This window comes from Streptosporangium sp. DT93 (assembly GCF_049844535.1).
GTDB lineage: Bacteria > Actinomycetota > Actinomycetes > Streptosporangiales > Streptosporangiaceae > Streptosporangium.
Genome location: NZ_JBNCLF010000014.1, coordinates 84,424 through 102,448, shown reverse-complemented (window position 1 = coordinate 102,448; position 18,025 = coordinate 84,424). Strand labels below are relative to the sequence as shown.

17 protein-coding genes are annotated in these 18,025 nt (G+C 72.6%); 9 read left to right on the top strand and 8 right to left on the bottom strand.

All coding sequences use genetic code 11. From position 1 onward, the window contains the following. Positions 1 to 88: 88 nt before the first annotated feature. The gene (locus ACLQ2R_RS27045; RefSeq protein WP_425963463.1) at positions 89 to 574 is read left to right on the top strand and encodes a DUF6223 family protein; all 486 of its coding nucleotides are present in this window, start codon (positions 89 to 91) and stop codon (positions 572 to 574) included. A gap of 38 nt (positions 575 to 612) precedes the next feature. Here the strand turns inward: ACLQ2R_RS27045 and ACLQ2R_RS27040 are convergent, their stop codons facing one another. After that, on the bottom strand, positions 613 to 849 hold the full coding sequence (locus ACLQ2R_RS27040) for a hypothetical protein (RefSeq protein WP_425963462.1): 237 nt from the start codon (positions 847 to 849) through the stop codon (positions 613 to 615). Positions 850 to 1,649: 800 nt separating this feature from the next. Between ACLQ2R_RS27040 and ACLQ2R_RS27035 the strand changes: the two genes are divergently transcribed. Then, positions 1,650 to 2,186, top strand: coding sequence for a GNAT family N-acetyltransferase (locus ACLQ2R_RS27035; protein ID WP_425963642.1), 537 nt, complete (start codon positions 1,650 to 1,652; stop codon positions 2,184 to 2,186). Positions 2,187 to 2,203: 17 nt separating this feature from the next. Here ACLQ2R_RS27035 and ACLQ2R_RS27030 read toward each other — a convergent pair whose 3' ends face one another. Beyond that, the gene (locus tag ACLQ2R_RS27030) at positions 2,204 to 2,830 is read right to left on the bottom strand and encodes a TetR/AcrR family transcriptional regulator (protein WP_425963461.1); all 627 of its coding nucleotides are present in this window, start codon (positions 2,828 to 2,830) and stop codon (positions 2,204 to 2,206) included. Between the two features lie 95 nt (positions 2,831 to 2,925). Here ACLQ2R_RS27030 and ACLQ2R_RS27025 point away from each other — a divergent pair, with 95 nt between their 5' ends. Beyond that, a complete protein-coding gene (locus ACLQ2R_RS27025) occupies positions 2,926 to 3,330 on the top strand; it encodes a RidA family protein (protein ID WP_425963460.1) in 405 nt (134 codons plus the stop codon). Positions 3,331 to 3,376: 46 nt separating this feature from the next. On the opposite strand, the gene ACLQ2R_RS27020 is transcribed toward ACLQ2R_RS27025, so the two are convergent. The 3 genes from ACLQ2R_RS27020 to ACLQ2R_RS27010 form a co-directional block, all read right to left on the bottom strand. Then, positions 3,377 to 3,805, bottom strand: a complete 429-nt coding sequence (locus ACLQ2R_RS27020; protein WP_425963458.1) for an SRPBCC family protein — start codon at positions 3,803 to 3,805, stop codon at positions 3,377 to 3,379. Positions 3,806 to 3,990: 185 nt separating this feature from the next. After that, on the bottom strand, positions 3,991 to 4,308 hold the full coding sequence (locus ACLQ2R_RS27015) for a hypothetical protein (RefSeq protein WP_425963457.1): 318 nt from the start codon (positions 4,306 to 4,308) through the stop codon (positions 3,991 to 3,993). A gap of 92 nt (positions 4,309 to 4,400) precedes the next feature. Next, positions 4,401 to 5,441 carry an NAD(P)-dependent alcohol dehydrogenase gene (locus tag ACLQ2R_RS27010; RefSeq protein WP_425963456.1) on the bottom strand — a complete coding sequence of 347 codons (1,041 nt, stop codon included), beginning with the start codon at positions 5,439 to 5,441 and terminating at the stop codon, positions 4,401 to 4,403. 96 nt (positions 5,442 to 5,537) lie between these two features. Here ACLQ2R_RS27010 and ACLQ2R_RS27005 point away from each other — a divergent pair, with 96 nt between their 5' ends. Next, complete coding sequence (locus ACLQ2R_RS27005; protein ID WP_425963455.1) at positions 5,538 to 6,143, top strand: TetR family transcriptional regulator; 606 nt, start codon at positions 5,538 to 5,540, stop codon at positions 6,141 to 6,143. Positions 6,144 to 6,258: 115 nt separating this feature from the next. On the opposite strand, the gene ACLQ2R_RS27000 is transcribed toward ACLQ2R_RS27005, so the two are convergent. From ACLQ2R_RS27000 to ACLQ2R_RS26990, 3 genes are all read right to left on the bottom strand, one after another. After that, complete coding sequence (locus ACLQ2R_RS27000) at positions 6,259 to 7,461, bottom strand: MFS transporter (protein WP_425963454.1); 1,203 nt, start codon at positions 7,459 to 7,461, stop codon at positions 6,259 to 6,261. Between the two features lie 80 nt (positions 7,462 to 7,541). Further along, a complete protein-coding gene (locus ACLQ2R_RS26995; protein ID WP_425963453.1) occupies positions 7,542 to 8,315 on the bottom strand; it encodes an SDR family NAD(P)-dependent oxidoreductase in 774 nt (257 codons plus the stop codon). A 14-nt stretch (positions 8,316 to 8,329) separates the two neighbouring features. Further along, complete coding sequence (locus ACLQ2R_RS26990; protein WP_425963452.1) at positions 8,330 to 8,809, bottom strand: MarR family winged helix-turn-helix transcriptional regulator; 480 nt, start codon at positions 8,807 to 8,809, stop codon at positions 8,330 to 8,332. Positions 8,810 to 8,923: 114 nt separating this feature from the next. Between ACLQ2R_RS26990 and ACLQ2R_RS26985 the strand changes: the two genes are divergently transcribed. The 5 genes from ACLQ2R_RS26985 (at position 8,924) to ACLQ2R_RS26965 (ending at position 18,012) form a co-directional block, all read left to right on the top strand. Further along, the gene (locus tag ACLQ2R_RS26985) at positions 8,924 to 12,199 is read left to right on the top strand and encodes an efflux RND transporter permease subunit (protein ID WP_425963451.1); all 3,276 of its coding nucleotides are present in this window, start codon (positions 8,924 to 8,926) and stop codon (positions 12,197 to 12,199) included. Positions 12,200 to 12,346: 147 nt separating this feature from the next. After that, positions 12,347 to 13,777 carry an adenylosuccinate lyase gene (gene purB / locus ACLQ2R_RS26980; protein WP_425963449.1) on the top strand — a complete coding sequence of 477 codons (1,431 nt, stop codon included), beginning with the start codon at positions 12,347 to 12,349 and terminating at the stop codon, positions 13,775 to 13,777. 98 nt (positions 13,778 to 13,875) lie between these two features. Beyond that, on the top strand, positions 13,876 to 14,592 hold the full coding sequence (locus ACLQ2R_RS26975) for a GNAT family N-acetyltransferase (RefSeq protein WP_425963448.1): 717 nt from the start codon (positions 13,876 to 13,878) through the stop codon (positions 14,590 to 14,592). A gap of 81 nt (positions 14,593 to 14,673) precedes the next feature. After that, positions 14,674 to 15,729: a DUF4037 domain-containing protein gene (locus ACLQ2R_RS26970; protein ID WP_425963447.1), complete on the top strand. Its 1,056-nt coding sequence runs from the start codon at positions 14,674 to 14,676 to the stop codon at positions 15,727 to 15,729. Positions 15,730 to 16,041: 312 nt separating this feature from the next. Then, positions 16,042 to 18,012, top strand: coding sequence for an ABC transporter ATP-binding protein (locus ACLQ2R_RS26965; RefSeq protein WP_425963446.1), 1,971 nt, complete (start codon positions 16,042 to 16,044; stop codon positions 18,010 to 18,012). The last annotated feature ends 13 nt before the right edge of the window (positions 18,013 to 18,025 follow it).

Here is an 18,025-nt window from a genome sequence, read left to right as displayed (position 1 = left end):
GCCCGCGTGCGCGGGACGACCGGCGGCGGGTCCGGCGGACATGATCGGGTCACGCCCGGCCGCGGGCGTCATAGGAGAAGGAGCGCCCATGCCCGCCCGCCCGTCCAGCCGTACGCCCGCCCGCATGCCCGTCCGCGGGTTCGCCCGCCGCCCGCTCGCCACCGCCGCGGCCGCCCTGCGCGGGGGGATGACGCTCGCCGCGCCGGGGGCCGCGCACGTCGTGCTCCAGGTGGCCGTGCCCGATCCCGTGGGCGCCTCCGCCCTGAGCGCCGGGCGCCTGTGGTCCCTGGTGGCCGCGCTGCTGGGGCTGGCCGGTGTGATCGCCGGAGTCCTGGCCCTGACCCGCTCCGCGGGCCGTGCCGGGAGGAGGGGAGCTGTCCCTGCCCTGGCCGCCCTGGTGGCGGGGGCCGCCGGTGCCGCCGTCGGCGCCCTGGTCGTGGCCGCCGCGAAGGGAGGTCCCGGCACCGGCTACGGAATCGTCGGGGGGTACGCGGCCCTGGCGGTGGGGGCGGCCGCCGTCGCCCTCGGCCTCCTGGCCCTGAACCGCTCCCGCCGCTCCCGGCGAGCCGGCTGATCGGCGGGCCCGCTCGCCGGGAATCGCGGTCACGGCCCTCACCCCGCGCGGAGCCGCTCCAGGTGGTAGTCGAGCAGCGCCGTGACCTGATCGGGCGTGTAGTGCCCGACCAGGGTGGCGTTCACGATGCCCTGCGCGAAGGCGTAGCACGAACCGTACGCGCGGCTGGTGACCGATGCGGGCCTGGAGCACCTGCCGCTTCCCGGAAACCCGGTCCTCGCGCTGACCGGCGGCTTCTCCGTCGGCGCGTTCAGGGAGTACGGCGAGCAGCTCATGGACGGCCTGACCCGGATCGCCGAGCAGGAGGCGGACCTGCTCCTGCTCGGCGTGGCGGGCGCGATGGGCTGTCACGTCGCCGAGGCGATGGGTGTGCCGAGCATGGGGCGTCGACCCCACGGGGGACTTCCCGCCGGTCCTGAGCCTGTTGCGACGGTCGCTCGGACGGTGGGGGAACCGCAGGGCGGCCCGGCTCGCGTTCGAGTCGCCCGCCGCCGGCCCGATGCTCGCCGGGATGAGCGTGAGGATGCGGGCCCGGCTCGGGCTGCCCCCGATGACCCCGCGCGCCCTCTACCGGCGCCGGGAGAGCACGCGCTGGCCGGTCTTCCACGGGGTCAGCCCGCTGGTGCTGCCCCGCCCGGCCGACTGGCGGCCGGGACTGGAGGTCACGGGTTACTGGTGGCCGCTCCCGCCACGGGACCTGGGGCCGGATCCGGTGCTGCGCGACTTCCTGGCGTCGGGGCCCCCTCCGGTCTTCGTCGGCTTCGGCAGCCTGGCGGGCGCACGGGCCGAGCGGTACACGGAACTGGCCGTGGGGGCGCTGCGGCGAGCCGGACTGCGCGGGGTGCTGCAGACCGGTGCGCGGGGACTCGTCTCGGACGACGTGCTGGCGGTCGGCGACGTACCGCACGACTGGCTGTTCCCCCGTACGGCCGCCGTCGCCCACCACTGCGGCAGCGGCACCACCGGGGCCGGGGTGCGGGCGGGCGTGCGCGCCGTCGGCCGGGGTATCTTCCCTTCTGCTCCTCCTGGCCTCTCCCGGTTCTTCGCCGGCACGGAAGGGAAACCGCGCACGGTCATGACCACCACCCCGGGCGCCGCCCCGAACACGGCCTGGATCACCCGCGCCGAGACCGGCGCCGACCTGGCCGCGATCCGCGCGGTGAACCTCGCCGCCTTTCCCACCCCCGAGGAGGCCGACCTGGTCGAGGCCCTGCGGGCCGATTCGTCGGCCTGGATTCCCGGCCTGTCCTGGCTGGCCCTGACCCCCGGCGGGACCGCCGCCGGATTCGCGCTGCTCACCCGGTGCCACGTCGGCGACGTCCCCGCTCTGACGCTGGGCCCGTGCGCGGTCCTGCCGGACCACCAGAGGCGGGGCGCCGGGTCGGCGGCCGTCCGCGCCGCCCTGCACGCCGCCCGCGAACAGGGGGAGAGCCTCGTGCTCGTCCTCGGCCACGCCGCGTACTACCCCCGCTTCGGGTTCGTCCCGGCCTCCGGTCACGGTATCCGGCCACCGTTCGACGTCTCCGACGAGCACATGATGGCGCTCGTCCTCGACGCCGCGCGGCCCGTACCCTCCGGGGTCATCCGCTACCCGGCCGCGTTCGGCGTCTGACCGCACCCGGACGGCCGTCAGGTGGTGTCGGCGGGGTAGGGCCAGTGCCAGCCGAGCTCGACCGACCGCCGGCACCTGACCGGGTCGTCCCCGGCACCGACGAACAACCCGGTCAGCAGGGGGACGGCCTGGGCGAGCATGGAGGGGGGCAGCGGGCCGGTGGCCACGAGGGAGGCCAGTCCGTGGCCGATGATCCAGCTCTGTGCCGCCAGCTCCGGCGGGTCGACGTCGTCGCGGAAGCGGCCGGCGCTCCGGGCGCGTTCGGCGGCGCGGACCAGGTGGTGCAGGCTCTCGTCGCCGGCCCGGGAGTCCTCCAGGTCGAAGCTCGCGTCGAACATGACCCGGTACAGGTCGGGGTTGTCCAGGGCGTTGGACAGGTAGGCCGAGCCCAGACAGGCCAGATCCCGCACCGGGTCCGGGGACGTCGTGACCGTGGCGAGCCTGACCGCCAGGCGGGCGAAGCCCTCCTGGCGCACCGCCCTCCACAGTCCGTCCATGCCCCCGAAGTAGGTGTAGACGGCCATCGTCGACACGCCGGTCCCGGCCACCAGGGAGCGCAAGGTGACGGGCTCGCGGGCCCGCAGCATCTGCGCGGCGCGATCGATGAGCAGCGAGCGGGCCGCGGGGTTCCTCGTTCTCGCCATGACACCACAATACATAACATCGCTATGGTTTCTCATGTATAGCAGTGTTATGGTTTGGGAAACGCACCACTTCCCCCGAGGACGAAGGAGCAGTGATGGCCGTCACCCTGGTCAACCCCGATGGACTTCCCAAGCCAGAGATGTACCGGCAGATGGCGGTCGCCACCGGGTCGAAGCTGGTGTTCCTCGCCGGCCAGGTCGCCCGCGACGCCGACGGGAACAGGGTCGGCGAGGGCGATCTCGCCGCCCAGGTCGAGCAGGCCTACCTCAACATCGCCACCGCGCTGGCCGCGATCGGCGCCTCCTTCGACGACGTGGCGAAGCTGACCGTCTACGTCGTCGACTGGAGCGCCGACAAGCTGCCCCTGCTGGGGGAGGGGGTCGCCCGTGCGGCGGCGAGACTGGGGGTGGACCCGGTCAAGCCGATCACGCTGCTGGGGGTCGCCGCGCTGGGGGAGCCCGACCTGCTGGTCGAGGTCGAGGCCACCGCGGTCGTCTAGCTCCGGCGGCGGGCCGGGGCCGGCCGCGACACGGGTTTTCAGGGGGCTACCCGGGCGGGTGGCTCGCGGGTGCCGCGGCCTCGATCGCCTGCTTCATCTCCCGCGCGCCGTGTTCGACGCGAACGCGGACGTCGGCGGCTCGCGTGTGGGGCAGCACGTTGGTGGTCCAGATCAGCCGGCCCGCTCCGTCGCCCTCCGGGCGGACCTCGAACGAGGCGTGGTGGTGCTCCAGCGGGGGTCTCGCGCCTTCGACGACGGAATAGGTCAGGCAGCGGGAGTCGTCGTCGATCGTGACGATCAGCTCGCGGACGACGTGTCCGTCGGGAAAGGTCAGGAACCGCTGGTCGCCCTCCAGCCGGGTGCCGACGACACGGCCCGGCAGCAGGCGCTCGTGCACGGCTCCGACGTCGCGCAGCACATCCCAGATGTGCTCGGGGGAGGCGTCGATGACGATCTCGTGGCGGATGGAGGCCATGGCGCCGGGAACTCCTTGTCGGGATAGGGGGCGGCTGCCCGGTCCGGCGCAGATGGCCGGCGAGGTGATGCCGGCCGCAGGCACGGGCCGCGCAGGACGACCAGCCCAGGGATCGACAAGAGCCGTGTCTCCGACGAGGCCGTCCGCGTTGATCTACATTGTAAAGGATGTGGATGATTTCATCATCATTCACAGGCACCACGCCAAACCACGGACCGACGGCTTGGGGCGGACCTCGTTCCACCCCCGCGGGGGCCGGCGGCCAGGCCGGTGAACTCGCGGACCTCCTGCGGCGCGTCCGGGGTCTGAGAGTCGACCACGTACACGGCGTCGGCGCCGTCCAGGGCCGGCCTCCAGGTCGAGCGGTCGCGCCAGTCGAAGCGGACCGGGCCTCGGCGCGAGGCCACGGCGGGGCCGGCGTTGCGGTGGCGCAGCGCGGCGGCGACGCGGCGGCCGGTCTTGCCGGTCCCGCCCAGGACGAGGACACGGGGGGAATCGTTCATGACAGGCCTCACTTCGTCGGCGTGGGTCATGCCCGTGAGGGCGGGAGACCGTCCGGTCGTGCGCGGACGGGGTGGGGTTCACCGGTCGGGTGTCACTCCAGGTCGGACAGGTCGAGCACGAAGCGGTAGCGGACGTCGTTGCGGCCGAGGCGTTCGAGCGCCGTGTGCACCTGTGAGGAGGGGAGCACCTCGACGTCGGCGGCGATGCCGTTGTCGGCGCAGAACCGCAGCATCCCGGCGGTCGCGGGGCGGCCCGCGCTGCCCGAGGAGCTGAGCCTCTTGCGGCCCACGAGCAGGTCCATGGCCTCGACGGTGACCGGGCCCAGGTAGCCCAGGAGGCTGAGGGTGCCGTCCATCGCCACCGTCCTCAGGTAGGGGGCGAGGTCGTGGGACGCGGAGACGGTGTCGACGACGACGTCGAAGGTGTCGCGTGCCGCGTCCATCTGCCGGGTGTCGGTGGAGACGACGAGGTCGTGGGCGCCGAGCCGCTGGGCGTCCTCGCGCTTGCCGGGGGTGCGGCTGATGACGGTCGTGGTGGCGCCGAGCGCCACGGCCATCTTGACCGCGAGGTGGCCCAGGCCGCCGAGCCCGGCCACGGCGACGCGGCTGCCGGGGCCGACGCCCAGGGAGCGCAGGGGCTCCCACACGGTGACGCCGGCACACAGCAGGGGGGCGGCGGCGGCCGGGTCGAGGCCGGGGGGGAGGGGGTAGGCGAAGGCGTCGCGCACGACGTACTCGCGACAGTAGCCGCCCAGGGTGGTCGACCCGTCCTGGCGGTCGGTGCCGCCGTAGGTCAGGGTGGGGAAGGAGTGGCAGAAGTTCTCCTGCCCGGCCTCGCACATGGCGCACGCGCCGCAGGAGTCGACGATGTTGCCCACCGCGACGGGGTCGCCGACCGAGAAGGCGGTCACCTGGGGGCCGGTCTCGGTCACCACGCCGGTGAACTCGTGGCCGGGCACCAGGGGTGTCTTCGCGTGCCGGTCGTACCCGCGCAGGGCGTGCAGGTCGGTGTGGCACACGCCGCAGTGGTCGACCCGTACCGCGATGTCGTCCGGGCGCAGGTCGCGGCGCTGCAGTGTCGTGCGCCGTAGTTCCGCCGGGCCGGTGGCCCGCCATCCGGTGGTCGTTCGCACAGCCGAGCTCCTTAAACAGACTGTTCGGTCTGTTGGAGGCTACGCGCGGCCGTACGACAAAGCAAACCAACTGGTCTGTTTTGATAGGGTGTGCCCATGCCGGAACACCCCCAGACCGCGCGAGGCGCCGCGACCTACCGGCGCATCCTGGACGCCGCCACCGAGGAGTTCGCCCGGCACGGCATCGCCGGGGCGCGCATCGAGCGCATCGTGACGGCGGCGCGCACCAACAAGGCGCAGCTCTACGCCTACTTCGGCGACAAGGAACGGCTCTTCGACGCGATCTTCCTCGGCTCGCTGGAGCGCATCACCGACGTCGTCCCCATCGACGCCGACGACCTCGCGGGCTGGGCGGTGCGTCTCTACGACGAGTACCTGCGCCGCCCCGACCTCATCCGGCTGGCGACCTGGACACGGCTGGAGCGCCGGCCGGCCGGGCACCTCGTCGAGACCCACGGGCACTACGAGGACCGCAAGCTCACGGCCATCGCCGGGGCCCAGGCCGCCGGACGGGTCCGTGCGGGTGACCCCTTCGACATCATGGCCATGGTCATCGCCATGTCCATGGCCTGGTCGCCGGTCAGCAACGTGTACGCGGCCGACGACCGGGAGCCCGGGGAGGTGCACGACCGGCGCCGTGCCCTGCTGCGCGACTGTGTCCGCAGGGCCACCGCGGCCGACGGCGGCGACGCGTCCCCCTGACGGCCGGGAACCCCTCTTGAAGGGAGCAGCTTTATTGATCTACATCGTAAAGGCGGTCCAGAGGTTCAAGATCATTTACAGTGGACTGAAGACTCAACAACCAAAGAGAGCCCGGTCATGAGGGTGCCGGAGAGCGCAGGGCTCCCGCCGAGGCGGCCATGAACAGGGCGAGCAGCGCCGGGATGGCGAGGGCGGCCGGCAGGCCGACGAGTTCGGCGGCCGCGCCGATGATGGCGGGCCCGGCCAGGAGTCCGGCGTAGCCGACGGTGGCGACCTGGGCGATGGCCTGGCCGGCGCGGGCGGGGTCGTGGTTTCCGGCGGCGGAGAAGACCTGGGGGACGATGGGGGCCAGGCCGAGGCCGAACAGGGCGAAGCCGGCGAAGGCGACGGGGATCTGGGCGAAGAGCAGTGCGGCGCCGAGGCCGAGGGCGGCGACGAGGCCGGAGTAGCGGACCAGGCGGGTGGGGCCGAGGCGCTGGGCGAGGTGGTCTCCGGCGAAGCGGCCGATGGTCATGGTGGTGGCGAAGACGGCGAAGGCGGCGGCGGCGACGGATTCGGAGGCGTGGAGGTTCTGGAAGAGGTAGACGGCCGTCCAGTCGTTGGCGGCGCCTTCGCCGACGAGTCCGGCGAAGGAGACGACTCCCATGAGGACGATCCATCTGCTCCACGGGGCGCGGCGGGTGGTGGTGGCGGGGGAGCCGGGGCCGGTTTCGGGACCGGTTTCGTGGGTGGGGGTGGGGGTGGGGGGCAGGAGGTGGCGGCGTACGTGGAGGGTGGTCAGGGCGAGGGGGATGCCGACGGCGGTGAGGGTGGCGGCGGCGTCGAGGTCGAGCCAGGCGAACAGGCCGCCGGCGGCGGCGCCGGCGAGGACGCCGAGGCTGAACATGCCGTGGAAGGAGGACATCAGGGGGCGGCCGTAGGCGCGTTCGACGTCGACGCCGTGGGCGTTCATGGAGACGTCGAGGCTCGCGCTGATGAGGCCGAACAGGAAGAGGGCGGCGATGAGGGCGGGCAGGGTGGGGGCGTAGCCGGGGAGGGTGATGACGAGTGCGGTGGCGATGGCGGCGGGTGGCAGGAGGCGGGCGCTGCCGAGGCGGTCGCTGAGGTGTCCGGCGAAGCGCATGCCGAGGACGAGGCCGAGGGCGGAGGCGAGGAGGGCGTAGCTGATCTGGCCGTCGGTGAGGTGGAGGGTGTGTTTGACGTCGGGGATGCGGGCGGCCCAGGCTCCTGAGACGGCGCCCAGGAGGATGAAGAAGTAGCAGACGGCGCGGCGGGCGTTGGTGTGTTCGCGGGTGGGGGTGGTGGAGGTGGTGGTCACGGGTGTGGGTCGTCTCTGCTGTGGTGGGGGCGGTGTGGGGGCGTGCACGGCAGGGGCGGGGCTGGGGGTGGGGGCGCGGGTCAGTGGACGGAGAGGCCTCCGTCGACGCAGATGGCCTGGCCGGTGATGTAGGCGGCGGCGTCGCCGGCGAGGAGGACGGCGATGCCGGCGAAGTCGGCGGGGAGGGCGTTGCGGCCGATCATGGTGCGGGCGGCGAGGGCTTCGACGCGTCCGGGGATGGCCTGGACGGGTTCGGTGAGGGGGGTGAGGACGAAGCCGGGGATGATGGTGTTGGCGCAGACGCCGTGGGGGGACCAGGCTTCGGCCTGGGAGCGGGTGAGGCCGGCGAGGGCGGCTTTGGAGACGCCGTAGGCGCCGCTGTTGCCGAAGGCTCTGTGGCTTTGCTGGGAGCCGATGTTGATGATGCGTCCCCAGCCGCGTCGGGCCATGCGGGGGCCGAAGTGCTGGCCGAGGAGGTAGGGGGTGGTGAGGTTGAGGTTGATGGTCTGTTCGTAGTCGTGGGGGGTGAGGTCGTTCATGTGGGGGCGGATGTTGTTGGCGGCGTTGTTGACGAGGATGTCGATGTCGCCGAAGGGGGTGGGGGCTTGTTCGATGACGCGGGTGAGGTCGTCGGGGTCGGCGAGGTCGGCGGTGATGGAGGCGGCCTGGATGCCGTGGTGGTGGAGTTCGGCGACGGTGTCGGCCAGGGGGGTGGGGCGGCGGGCGGTGATGACGATGCGGGCGCCGGCGTGGCCGAGGGCGTGGGCGATGGCGTGTCCGATGCCGGAGCTGCCGCCGGTGACGAGGGCGGTGCGTCCGGTGAGGGAGAAGGGGTCGGTGGAGGGTGTGCTCACAGCCGCGGAACCTATCATCCCATGTTTGGGTGGGGGGTGGTTTGGTGCAGGGCGAGGGCTGCGCTTTGGAGTTTGTCCATGACGGTGGACAGGTCGCGCAGGGTGGGGGTGTCGAGGTGGCTCAGGACGCGGCGGAACTCGTTGAGGCCTGCGTCGGCGATCTGCTCGATGAGGGTGCGTCCGGCGGGGGTGAGTTCGATGCGGCGGATGCGCCGGTCGTGGGGGTCTTCGTAGCGGGCGACGAGGCCGTGGGCGACGAGGCGGTCGACGATGCCGGTGACGGTGCCGAGGCCGACGTCGAGGTGGTGGGCGAGTTCCTGGCCGGAGGCCGAGTGGCGTAGCGACAGCAGCATGATGACGTTGAGCTGGCGCATGGTGAGGTTGGAGTCGAACAGGGGGGAGGAGGGGCGTTGTTGGGCGAACAGTCGTCCCAGGTCGCGTTGGATGGCGCCGATCTGGTGGATCAGTTGTTCGCGGTCGTCGTTCACGCTCACCTCTCGCTTCCTGAGAAGGTTATCAGGATGGTTTGCTTCGTTAAATATTCGTATCAGGCGAAGTGTTAGTCTGGGGCAAATCTTGTCGTGACATCCCTTTAGGAGTCCGCCCCCATGACCTCCCTGGCCAGGTTGAGCCTCGCCAACCGCAGCCTCGTCATAATGATCGCGTTGGTGTTGAGCGTGTTCGGCATCTTCGCGATCCCGTCGCTGAAACAGCAGCTGCTGCCGTCGCTGTCGTTTCCGGGGGCGTTCGTGATCGCTCCTTACAGCGGCGCCTCTCCCGAGATCGTCGAGGAGCAGGTGACCGAGCCGATCGAGAACAGCTTCCAGGGGCTGGAGGGCATGGCGGAGATGACCTCGACGTCCCGGGAGGGGATGTCGCAGGTCCAGGTGTCGTTCGAGTTCGGCACCGACATCGACGCGTCGGTGTCGGACATGCAGCAGGCGTTGTCGCGGATCGAGGCGCAGCTTCCGGCGGGGGTGGATCCGCAGGTCCTGACCGGCGGGACCGACGACATCCCGGTGATGCAGCTGGCGGTGGGCGACGGCGGTGACCAGCGGGTGATGGCCGAGCGGCTGGAGCGGCTGATGGTGCCGCAGCTGCAGGCCGTCGAGGGGGTGCGTGAGGTCTCGGTGACGGGGGTGCGCGAGGAGGTCGTGACGATCACCCCGGACCCCAAGAGGCTGGCGATCGTGGGATTGCCGCCGACGGCGGTGGTGGACGCGTTGCGCGCCAACGGCCAGCCGGTGCCGGCGGGCAGCCTGACCGAGGACAAGGTGTCGCTGACGGTTCAGGTGGGGGAGCGGGTCACGAAGCTGGAGGAGCTGAAGAAGCTGTACCTGACGCCTGCGGCGCCGGCGCAGCTTCCCCAGCAGGCCCAGCAGCCGCAGCCGGGCCAGCAGGGCCGCCAGGGGGCCCAGCAGGGGCCTTCGCAGGCGCAGGCCCCGCAGGTGCGGCAGCAGGCGCCGCCCGCTCTGAGGCCGGTGCGGATCCAGGACGTGGCGACGGTGGAGCGTGAGCTCGCCGAGGCCACGTCGCTGACGCGTACCAACGGGCAGCCGAGCCTGGGGGTGTCGGTGACGATGTCGCCGGGCGGCAACGCGGTGGCGATCTCGCACGAGGTGCGCGAGAAGCTGCCGGAGCTGGTGCGGGCGATCGGTGACTCCTCGGAGGTGACGATCGTCTTCGACCAGGCGCCGTACGTGGAGCGTTCGATCGAGGACCTGACGACGGAGGGATTGCTGGGCCTGGCGTTCGCGGTGCTGGTCATCTTGGTGTTCCTGCTGTCGGTGCGCTCGACGCTGGTGACGGCCGCGTCGATCCCGCTGTCGGTGGTGATCGCGCTGATCGCCCTGTGGGTGGGGGACTACTCGCTGAACCTGCTGACCCTGGGGGCGCTGACGATCGCGGTGGGCCGGGTGGTCGACGACTCGATCGTGGTGCTGGAGAACATCAAGCGCCACCTGGAGTACGGCGAGGCCAAGCGCAAGGCGGTGCTGGCGGGAGTGCGGGAGGTCAGCGGCGCGGTGACGGCCTCGACGCTGACGACGGTGGCGGTGTTCCTGCCGATCGCGGTGGTGGGCGGCCTGGTGGGGCAGCTGTTCGCGCCGTTCGCGATCACGGTGACGGTGGCGCTGATGGCGTCGCTGCTGGTGTCGCTGACGGTGGTGCCGGTGCTGGCGTACTGGTTCCTGAGGGCTCCGGTGCTGTCGGCCGAGCAGGCGCGCGCGGCGCGGGAGAAGGCCGAGGCCAAGGAGCTGCGCAGCCCGCTGCAGCGGGCCTACCTGCCGGTGCTGCGGTTCGCCACCCGGCGGCGCCTGGTGACGCTTTTGGTGGGTGTGGTGGTGTTCGTCGCGACGATGGGCCTGGCGGGACGGCTGGAGACGAACTTCATCGACTCCTCCGGTCAGGACACGGTCTCGCTGAGCCAGAAGATGCCCCCGGGCACGGATCTGGCGACGACGGACGCGGCGGCCAAGAAGGTCGAGGAGGTGCTGGCCTCCCTCAAGGGGGTGCGGGACTACCAGGTGAACGTCGGCGGGGGCGGCGGGTTCCTGGGGGGTCTCGGCGGCGGCGCCGGCGACCGGGCCTCGTACTCGGTGGCGATCGAGGAGGAGAGCGACGCCGCGGCGCTGCAGGACACGCTGCGCGCGCGGCTGAAGGAGCTGAGCGGGGTCGGGGAGGTGACCGTGGGCGGCGGCCAGGGCGGGCCGACCGGTGGCGCGACCGACCAGCTGCAGGTGATCGTGCAGGCGCCGGACGTGGCCACGCTGCGCACGGCGGCCGAGTCGGTGCGCTCGACGATGGCGAACCTGGGGGGGCTGCGTGACGTCGCCTCGAACCTGCAGGACGGCGCCGAGCGCGTCGAGGTGCGGGTGGACCGCCGCAAGGCCGCGGCCCGGGGCCTGACCGAGGTGCAGATCGGCCAGCTGGTGGCCCAGCGTTTCCGCGGGGTGCCGATGGGCGACATGACGCTGGACGGCCGCAGCGGCGCGGTGGTGCTGAGCGGCGGGGAGGCGCCCGAGACGGTCAAGGAGGTAGGGGCGCTGCAGTTGCCGACGGCCACGGGCCTGGTGAAACTGTCGCAGGTGGCCGAGGTGTCGAAGGCGCGGGGCCCGGCGCAGATCACCCGTATCGACGGGGAGCGCAGCGCGACGGTGTCGGGCACGGCGACCGGCAGCGACCTGGGCGCCACGACGACGACGCTGACGCAGAAGCTGGACGCGCTGGCGTTGCCCGCGGGCGCGACGTTCGCGATCGGCGGGGTCAGCGCCGACCAGGCGGAGGCCTTCGGGCAGCTGGGGCTGGCGATGCTGGCGGCGATCGCGATCGTCTTCATGATCATGGTGGCGACGTTCCGGAGCTTCGTGCAGCCGGTGATCCTGCTGGTGTCGGTGCCGTTCGCGGCGACCGGCGCGATCGGGCTGCTGCTGGCCACGGGCACGCCGATGGGCGTGCCGGCGTTGATCGGCATGCTGATGCTGATCGGCATCGTGGTGACGAACGCGATCGTGCTGATCGACCTGATCAACCAGTACCGGGCCCAGGGGATGGGCATCGTGGAGGCGGTGATCGAGGGAGGCAGGCGCCGGCTGCGGCCGATCCTGATGACCGCGGTCGCGACGATCTTCGCGTTGATCCCGATGGCGCTGGGCCTGACCGGCTCGGGAGGGTTCATCTCGCAGCCGCTGGCGATCGTGGTGATCGGCGGGCTGCTGTCGTCGACGCTGCTGACGCTGGTGCTGGTGCCGACCCTGTACGTGATGGTGGAGCGGCTCAAGGAGCGGCTGCGGCGCACCCCCAGGAACCGGGAGCGCGGCGGGGAGTCGCTGCCGGAGCCGAAGGTCTACGACAGGGACGACCTGAGGCCTGCCCCGGCGCCCTGAGCGGGCATCGCAGAAGGTCCCCCGTGACCGGCCGGCACGTCCGGCCGGTCACGGCCCGTTCCCGGGCAACCCCCGGCCACCCGCGCCCCGCTTCGATCGCCGCCCCCCGGCCGGGCCGCGACCGGCGGCGGAATATACTGACGCAACGTGACTGCCAAGCCGCGTATCTCCAATGTCCTCGCCTCCCGTTACGCCTCCGCGGAGCTGACCCGCCTGTGGTCGGCGGAGTACAAGGTGGTGGCCGAACGGCGCCTGTGGCTGGCGGTGCTGGCCGCGCAGCAACGCCTGGGAGTGGCGGTGCCGGAGCAGGCACCGGCCGACTACGAGAAGGTCGTCGACCAGGTGGACCTGGAGTCGATCGCCGCACGCGAGCGCGTCACCCGCCACGACGTCAAGGCCCGCATCGAGGAGTTCAACGCCCTGGCCGGGCACGAGCACGTCCACAAGGGCATGACCTCACGCGACCTGACCGAGAACGTCGAGCAGCTGCAGATCCGCGACAGCCTCCTGCTGGTGCGCGACCGGTGCGTGGCACTGCTGGAGCGCCTGGCGGGCCTGGCGGCCGAACACGCGCAGCTGGTGGTGGCGGGCCGGTCGCACAACGTCGCCGCCCAGGCCACGACGCTGGGCAAGCGGTTCGCCTCGGCCGCCGACGAGCTGCTCGCGGGCTTCGCCCGCCTGGAGGACCTCATCGCCCGCTACCCGCTGCGCGGGATCAAGGGCCCGGTCGGCACCGCCCAGGACATGCTGGACCTGCTGGGCGGCGACGAGGCCGCCCTGGCGCGGCTGGAGGACGAGGTCGCCTCCCACCTGGGGTTCGCCCACCGCCTGACCAGCGTCGGGCAGGTCTACCCGCGCTCACTGGACTACGAGGTCCTCACCTGCCTGGTGCAGCTGTCGGCCGCGCCCTCCTCGCTGGCCAAGACCATCCGCCTGATGGCCGGCCACGAGCTGGTCACCGAGGGCTTCGCCCCCGGCCAGGTCGGCTCCTCGGCCATGCCGCACAAGATGAACACCCGCTCCTGCGAGCGCGTCAACGGCCTGGCGGTGGTGGTGCGGGGGTATGCGTCCATGGCCGGGGAACTGGCGGGCGACCAGTGGAACGAGGGCGACGTCTCGTGCTCGGTGGTGCGGCGGGTGGCGCTGCCGGACGCGTTCTTCGCCTTCGACGGGCTCATCGAGACGATGCTGACGGTGCTGGAGGAGTTCGGCGCCTTCCCGGCCGTCGTCGCCGCCGAGCTGGAGCGCTACCTGCCCTTCCTGGCCACGACGAAGATGCTCATGGCCGCCGTGCGGGCCGGGGTGGGCCGCGAGAGCGCCCACGAGATCATCAAGGAACACGCGGTGGCCTCGGCACTGGCCATGCGCGAGCAGGGCACGGGCAACGAGCTGCTGGCACGCCTGGCCGCCGACGAGCGCTTCCCGCTGGAGGAGGCCGGGCTGCGGGCCCTGCTCGCCGACCGGGTGTCCTTCACCGGCGCCGCCGCCTCACAGGTCGAGGCGATCGTGGCCCGCGTGGCGGAGATCACCGGACGTCACCCGCAGGCGGCCGCCTACCGTCCCGGAGCGATCCTCTGAACCCCGTACCGGCCGAGCTGAAGGACACGCCCGCCCTGGAGGAGGCCTGCGAGCACGACGCGCTGCTGCTGTGGGCGGCCCAGGGCATGGGAGCGCGGGTGCGGGCCTGGGCGCTGGGGGAGGCGGTCGCGGTCGCCTGCCCCGACCTCAACCGCCGCGACCGCCTCGCCGTGCGCGGCCCGGCCGGGCAGGTGGGGCCGCTGGTGCGGTACGCGCTGGAGCACCTGGGCCCCTCCTACCGGGTGGTCGGCTCACGCGCCCTCGTCGAGGAGGTCGTGGCCGCCTCGCCGTGGCTGCGGGTCCTGGGGACGTTCGAATGGATGGACACCCGCAACCCGCCGCCCCCGCCCGCCCGCACCACGACCGGGCACATGGAGCGGCCGGGCTGGCTGCCGGGCTCGCGCGAGCAGGAGGTCACCGCGCTGCTCGCCGGCGCGGCCCCCTCCTCCTGGGCGGTCCCGGGCCTGGCGGGAGTGCGCCGATGGGCCGGAACAGGCCGGAGCCCGGACGGCACCGCGAACCCCCTCACCGGCCTCACCGGCGAGGGGAACGGTGAGCTGATCGCGGTGGCCGCCGACGCCTGGTCGAGCCCGCAGGTGGGCTTCGTCGCCGGAGTGGCCACCTCCCCGCGATGGCGGGGCCGGGGCCACGGCGAGGCGGTGTGCCGGTTCGCACTCGGCGAACTGGTGGCCGCGCACGGCCGCGCCGCACTGATGGTCGACACCGGCAACCACGCCGCTATCGCCCTGTACGAGCGGCTCGGGCTGCGGCTGCGCCCCCTGGCCGCCGCCGCCCCCGCCACCGAACAGGCCTGACCCCCCTGCCCCTTTCCCGGGCGGGGCGGGCGGGGGGAAAACCGGGTGCGAGAGGGCGCCACGGCAGGCAGAGTGGGCGAAATGATGTCCAGTTTCATACCTGGCCTGGAGCTTTCCCGCACGTTCTACGACCAGGCCGTACGGCCGATCGTGGCCGGGGTGACGCACAGCGCCGCACTCATCGGCGCCGGGTCGGAGGTGCTGGCCTTCGACACCGAACGCTCCACCGACGCCGACTGGGGCCCGCGCGTGGTGCTGTTCGTGCCGCCGGAGCGCACCGAGCGGGTACGGGACGCCCTGAGCCAGGGCCTGCCGGAGGTCTTCTGCGGCTACCGCACCGGCCTGGGGGAGCCGCAGGGGCACCGGGTGCAGGTCGTCCAGGCCGCCCCCTGGTTCACCGAACGCCTCGGGTTCGACCCGCTGCGCGGCGTGGGCGTGCTGGACTGGCTGTCGACCCCCTGGCAGCGCCTGGCCGAGGTCACCGGCGGCGAGGTCTTCCACGACGGCCTGGACGTCCTGGAACCCGTCCGGGCCGCGCTGCGCTGGTACCCGCCCGACCTGGAACGCTACGTCCTGGCCGGGCAGTGGCGGCGCCTGGCCCGCCAGGAGGCCTTCCCCGGCCGCTGCGGAGAGGTGGGCGACGAACTGGGCTCGGCCCTGGTCACCGCCGACCTGGCCCGCGACCTGATGTGCCTGCTGCTGCTGACCCGGCGCCGCTACCCCCCGTACGCCAAATGGCTCGGCAGTGCCTTCGCCCGCCTGCCCGGCACCGCCGAGGCGGCCGAGGAACTGGCGGCGGCGCTGTCGGCGGGGGTGAGGGCCGGCGGATGGCGCGAACGCAACCGGGCGCTGGGAGCGGTCTACCGGCGGGCGGCGGCACTGCACGACCGCATGGGCCGGGCCGCACCCCCGCAACGGGCCGCACCCCCGCAGGAGGGTCTGCGCGAGCACCACCGGCGGCCCCTTCCGCTCCTGCAGGCCGGGCGCTTCGCCGACGACCTGCAGCGGGCCATCACCGACGACCGGGTGCGGTCACTGCCGCACGTGGGGTCGATCGACCAGTTCGCGCACAGCAGCGACCTGCTGTGCGACCCGCGCCGCTGCCGGGCGGCCACCCGCGCCGTCCTGGACCTGTGACACGGGCCGCGGCCGTCACCGGCGAGCCCGGCGAGCCCGGCGAGGGGGCGGGGAACGGCAACCGGTGAAACGACCGGCGGGGGAGCGGCCCCTCCGGGAGGAACCACCCGCGAGAACCCGCACCGCGGGACCGGCGTCCGCGGAGACAGGCGACCCCCACCCCTTGACCTCACGTTAACTTGAGCTTTTAAGATCGTGTCACGGCCGACCCGCATCCGCTCCCACAGCGCGGACCCGCGCACGGCCACCGCCGGGAACCCCTCACCCCGGCCCCCTCCCTCCACGACACACAGGAGACACGGTGATACGGCGATGAGCATGGAAATGACCGCCTGGCACTCGCTCTACAACGCGATGCACGCCCAGGACCGGCGGCCGTTGTCGAAGGCCACCCTGCGGCGCATCGCCGCCTTCGCCCGCCCCCACCGCACCCTGCTGGTGTGGTTCCTGCTGCTGAGCGTGCTCTCCTCCGCCCTGGCGGTCGCCACCCCGCTCCTGGCCGGACAGGTCGTCAACGCCATCGTCGGCGGCGGCGCCACCAGCCTGGTGATCGGCCTGGCCACATGGATCGCGGTCATCGCACTGGCCGAGGCCGCCCTGGGCCTGACCACCCGATGGCTGTCGGCCAGCATCGGCGAAGGACTCATCCTGCGCCTGCGCGGCACCGTCTTCGACCACGTACAACGCATGCCCATCGCCTTCTTCACCCGCACCCGCACCGGAGCGCTGGTCAGCCGCCTCAACAACGACGTCATCGGCGCCCAGCGCGCCTTCAGCGACACCCTCTCAGGCGTGGCCGGCAACCTCGTCACCCTCACCCTGACCCTGGCGGTCATGCTCGGCATCTCCTGGCAGCTCACCCTGCTGGCCCTGGCACTGCTGCCGGTGTTCGTCCTGCCCGCACGACGCGTCGGCACCCGCCTGGCCCGCATGGAACGCCAGGCCGCCGACCACAACGCCGCGATGAGCACCCAGATGACCGAACGCTTCTCCGCCCCCGGCGCCACCCTCGTCAAACTCTTCGGCCGCCCCGCCCAGGAATCGGCCGAGTTCTTCGACCGCGCCCGCCGCGTGCGCGACATCGGGGTACGCACCGCCATGGTGCAGTCGGTGTTCGTCACCGCCCTGACCGGCGTCTCCGCCCTGGCCCTGGCCCTGGTCTACGGGCTCGGCGGCGTCTTCGCCCTGAACGGCACCCTCGACCCGGGCGCGGTCGTGGCCATGGCACTGCTGCTGACCCGCCTGTACGCACCCCTGACCGCCCTGGCCGGCGCCCGCGTGGAGGTGATGAGCGCCCTGGTCAGCTTCGAGCGCGTCTTCGAGATCCTCGACCTCAAGCCACTCATCGTCGACCGGCCCGACGCGCGCACGGTACCCGAAGGAGGCGTCACCCTGGAGTTCGACCGGGTCGGCTTCGCCTACCCCTCCGCCGAGAAGGTGTCACTGGCCTCCCTGGAGGACGTCGCCACCCTCGACACCCGCGGCGGCACACAGGTACTGCACGAGGTGTCCTTCCGCGCCGAGGCCGGGCAGATGGTCGCCCTGGTCGGCTCCTCCGGAGCCGGCAAGTCCACGATCGCGCAACTGGCCGCACGCCTCTACGACACCGACAGCGGCAGCGTACGCCTGGCGGGAGCCGACGTACGCGAACTGTCGGCCACCTCGATCCAGCAGACCCTCGGCGTGGTCACCCAGGACGGCCACCTGTTCCACGACACCATCCGCGCCAACCTGCTGCTGGCCCGCCCGCAGGCCGGCACCGAGGAACTGTGGGAGGTCCTGGACCGGGCCCGGCTGGCCGATCTCGTCCGGTCACTGCCCGACGGCCTCGACACCGTCGTCGGCGAGCGCGGCTACCGCCTCTCGGGCGGTGAACGCCAGCGCCTGACCATCGCCCGCCTGCTGCTGGCCCGGCCACGGCTGGTGGTACTGGACGAGGCGACCGCGCACCTGGACTCCACCTCCGAGGCGGCCGTCCAGGAAGCCCTCGCAGAGGCACTGGCCGGGCGCACCGCACTGGTCATCGCCCACCGGCTGTCGACCATCCGCGCCGCCGACCTGATCCTCGTCGTCGAGGACGGGCGGATCGCCGAACGCGGCACCCACAGCGCCCTGCTGGCCGCCGACGGCCGCTACGCGCAGCTGTACCGCACCCAGTTCGACCGCACCGGCACCACCACCGGCAGCGGCATCGGTGAGGCAGCCGGACGGGCCACGGCCACCCAGTCCGGCACCGGCGGGCAGGACGAGGAGCTCACCGGCGAGGCCATGGCCACCCGCTGAGAGGAACCCACCG

Coding starts and splice junctions, on each gene's coding strand:
- ACLQ2R_RS27045 (WP_425963463.1), top strand. CDS start 89: ATGCCCGCCCGCCCGTCCAGCCGTACGCCCGCCCGCATGCCCGTCCGC.
- ACLQ2R_RS27040 (WP_425963462.1), bottom strand. CDS start 849: ATGAGCTGCTCGCCGTACTCCCTGAACGCGCCGACGGAGAAGCCGCCG.
- ACLQ2R_RS27035 (WP_425963642.1), top strand. CDS start 1,650: ATGACCACCACCCCGGGCGCCGCCCCGAACACGGCCTGGATCACCCGC.
- ACLQ2R_RS27030 (WP_425963461.1), bottom strand. CDS start 2,830: ATGGCGAGAACGAGGAACCCCGCGGCCCGCTCGCTGCTCATCGATCGC.
- ACLQ2R_RS27025 (WP_425963460.1), top strand. CDS start 2,926: ATGGCCGTCACCCTGGTCAACCCCGATGGACTTCCCAAGCCAGAGATG.
- ACLQ2R_RS27020 (WP_425963458.1), bottom strand. CDS start 3,805: ATGGCCTCCATCCGCCACGAGATCGTCATCGACGCCTCCCCCGAGCAC.
- ACLQ2R_RS27015 (WP_425963457.1), bottom strand. CDS start 4,308: ATGAACGATTCCCCCCGTGTCCTCGTCCTGGGCGGGACCGGCAAGACC.
- ACLQ2R_RS27005 (WP_425963455.1), top strand. CDS start 5,538: ATGCCGGAACACCCCCAGACCGCGCGAGGCGCCGCGACCTACCGGCGC.
- ACLQ2R_RS26985 (WP_425963451.1), top strand. CDS start 8,924: ATGACCTCCCTGGCCAGGTTGAGCCTCGCCAACCGCAGCCTCGTCATA.
- ACLQ2R_RS26970 (WP_425963447.1), top strand. CDS start 14,674: ATGATGTCCAGTTTCATACCTGGCCTGGAGCTTTCCCGCACGTTCTAC.
- ACLQ2R_RS26965 (WP_425963446.1), top strand. CDS start 16,042: ATGAGCATGGAAATGACCGCCTGGCACTCGCTCTACAACGCGATGCAC.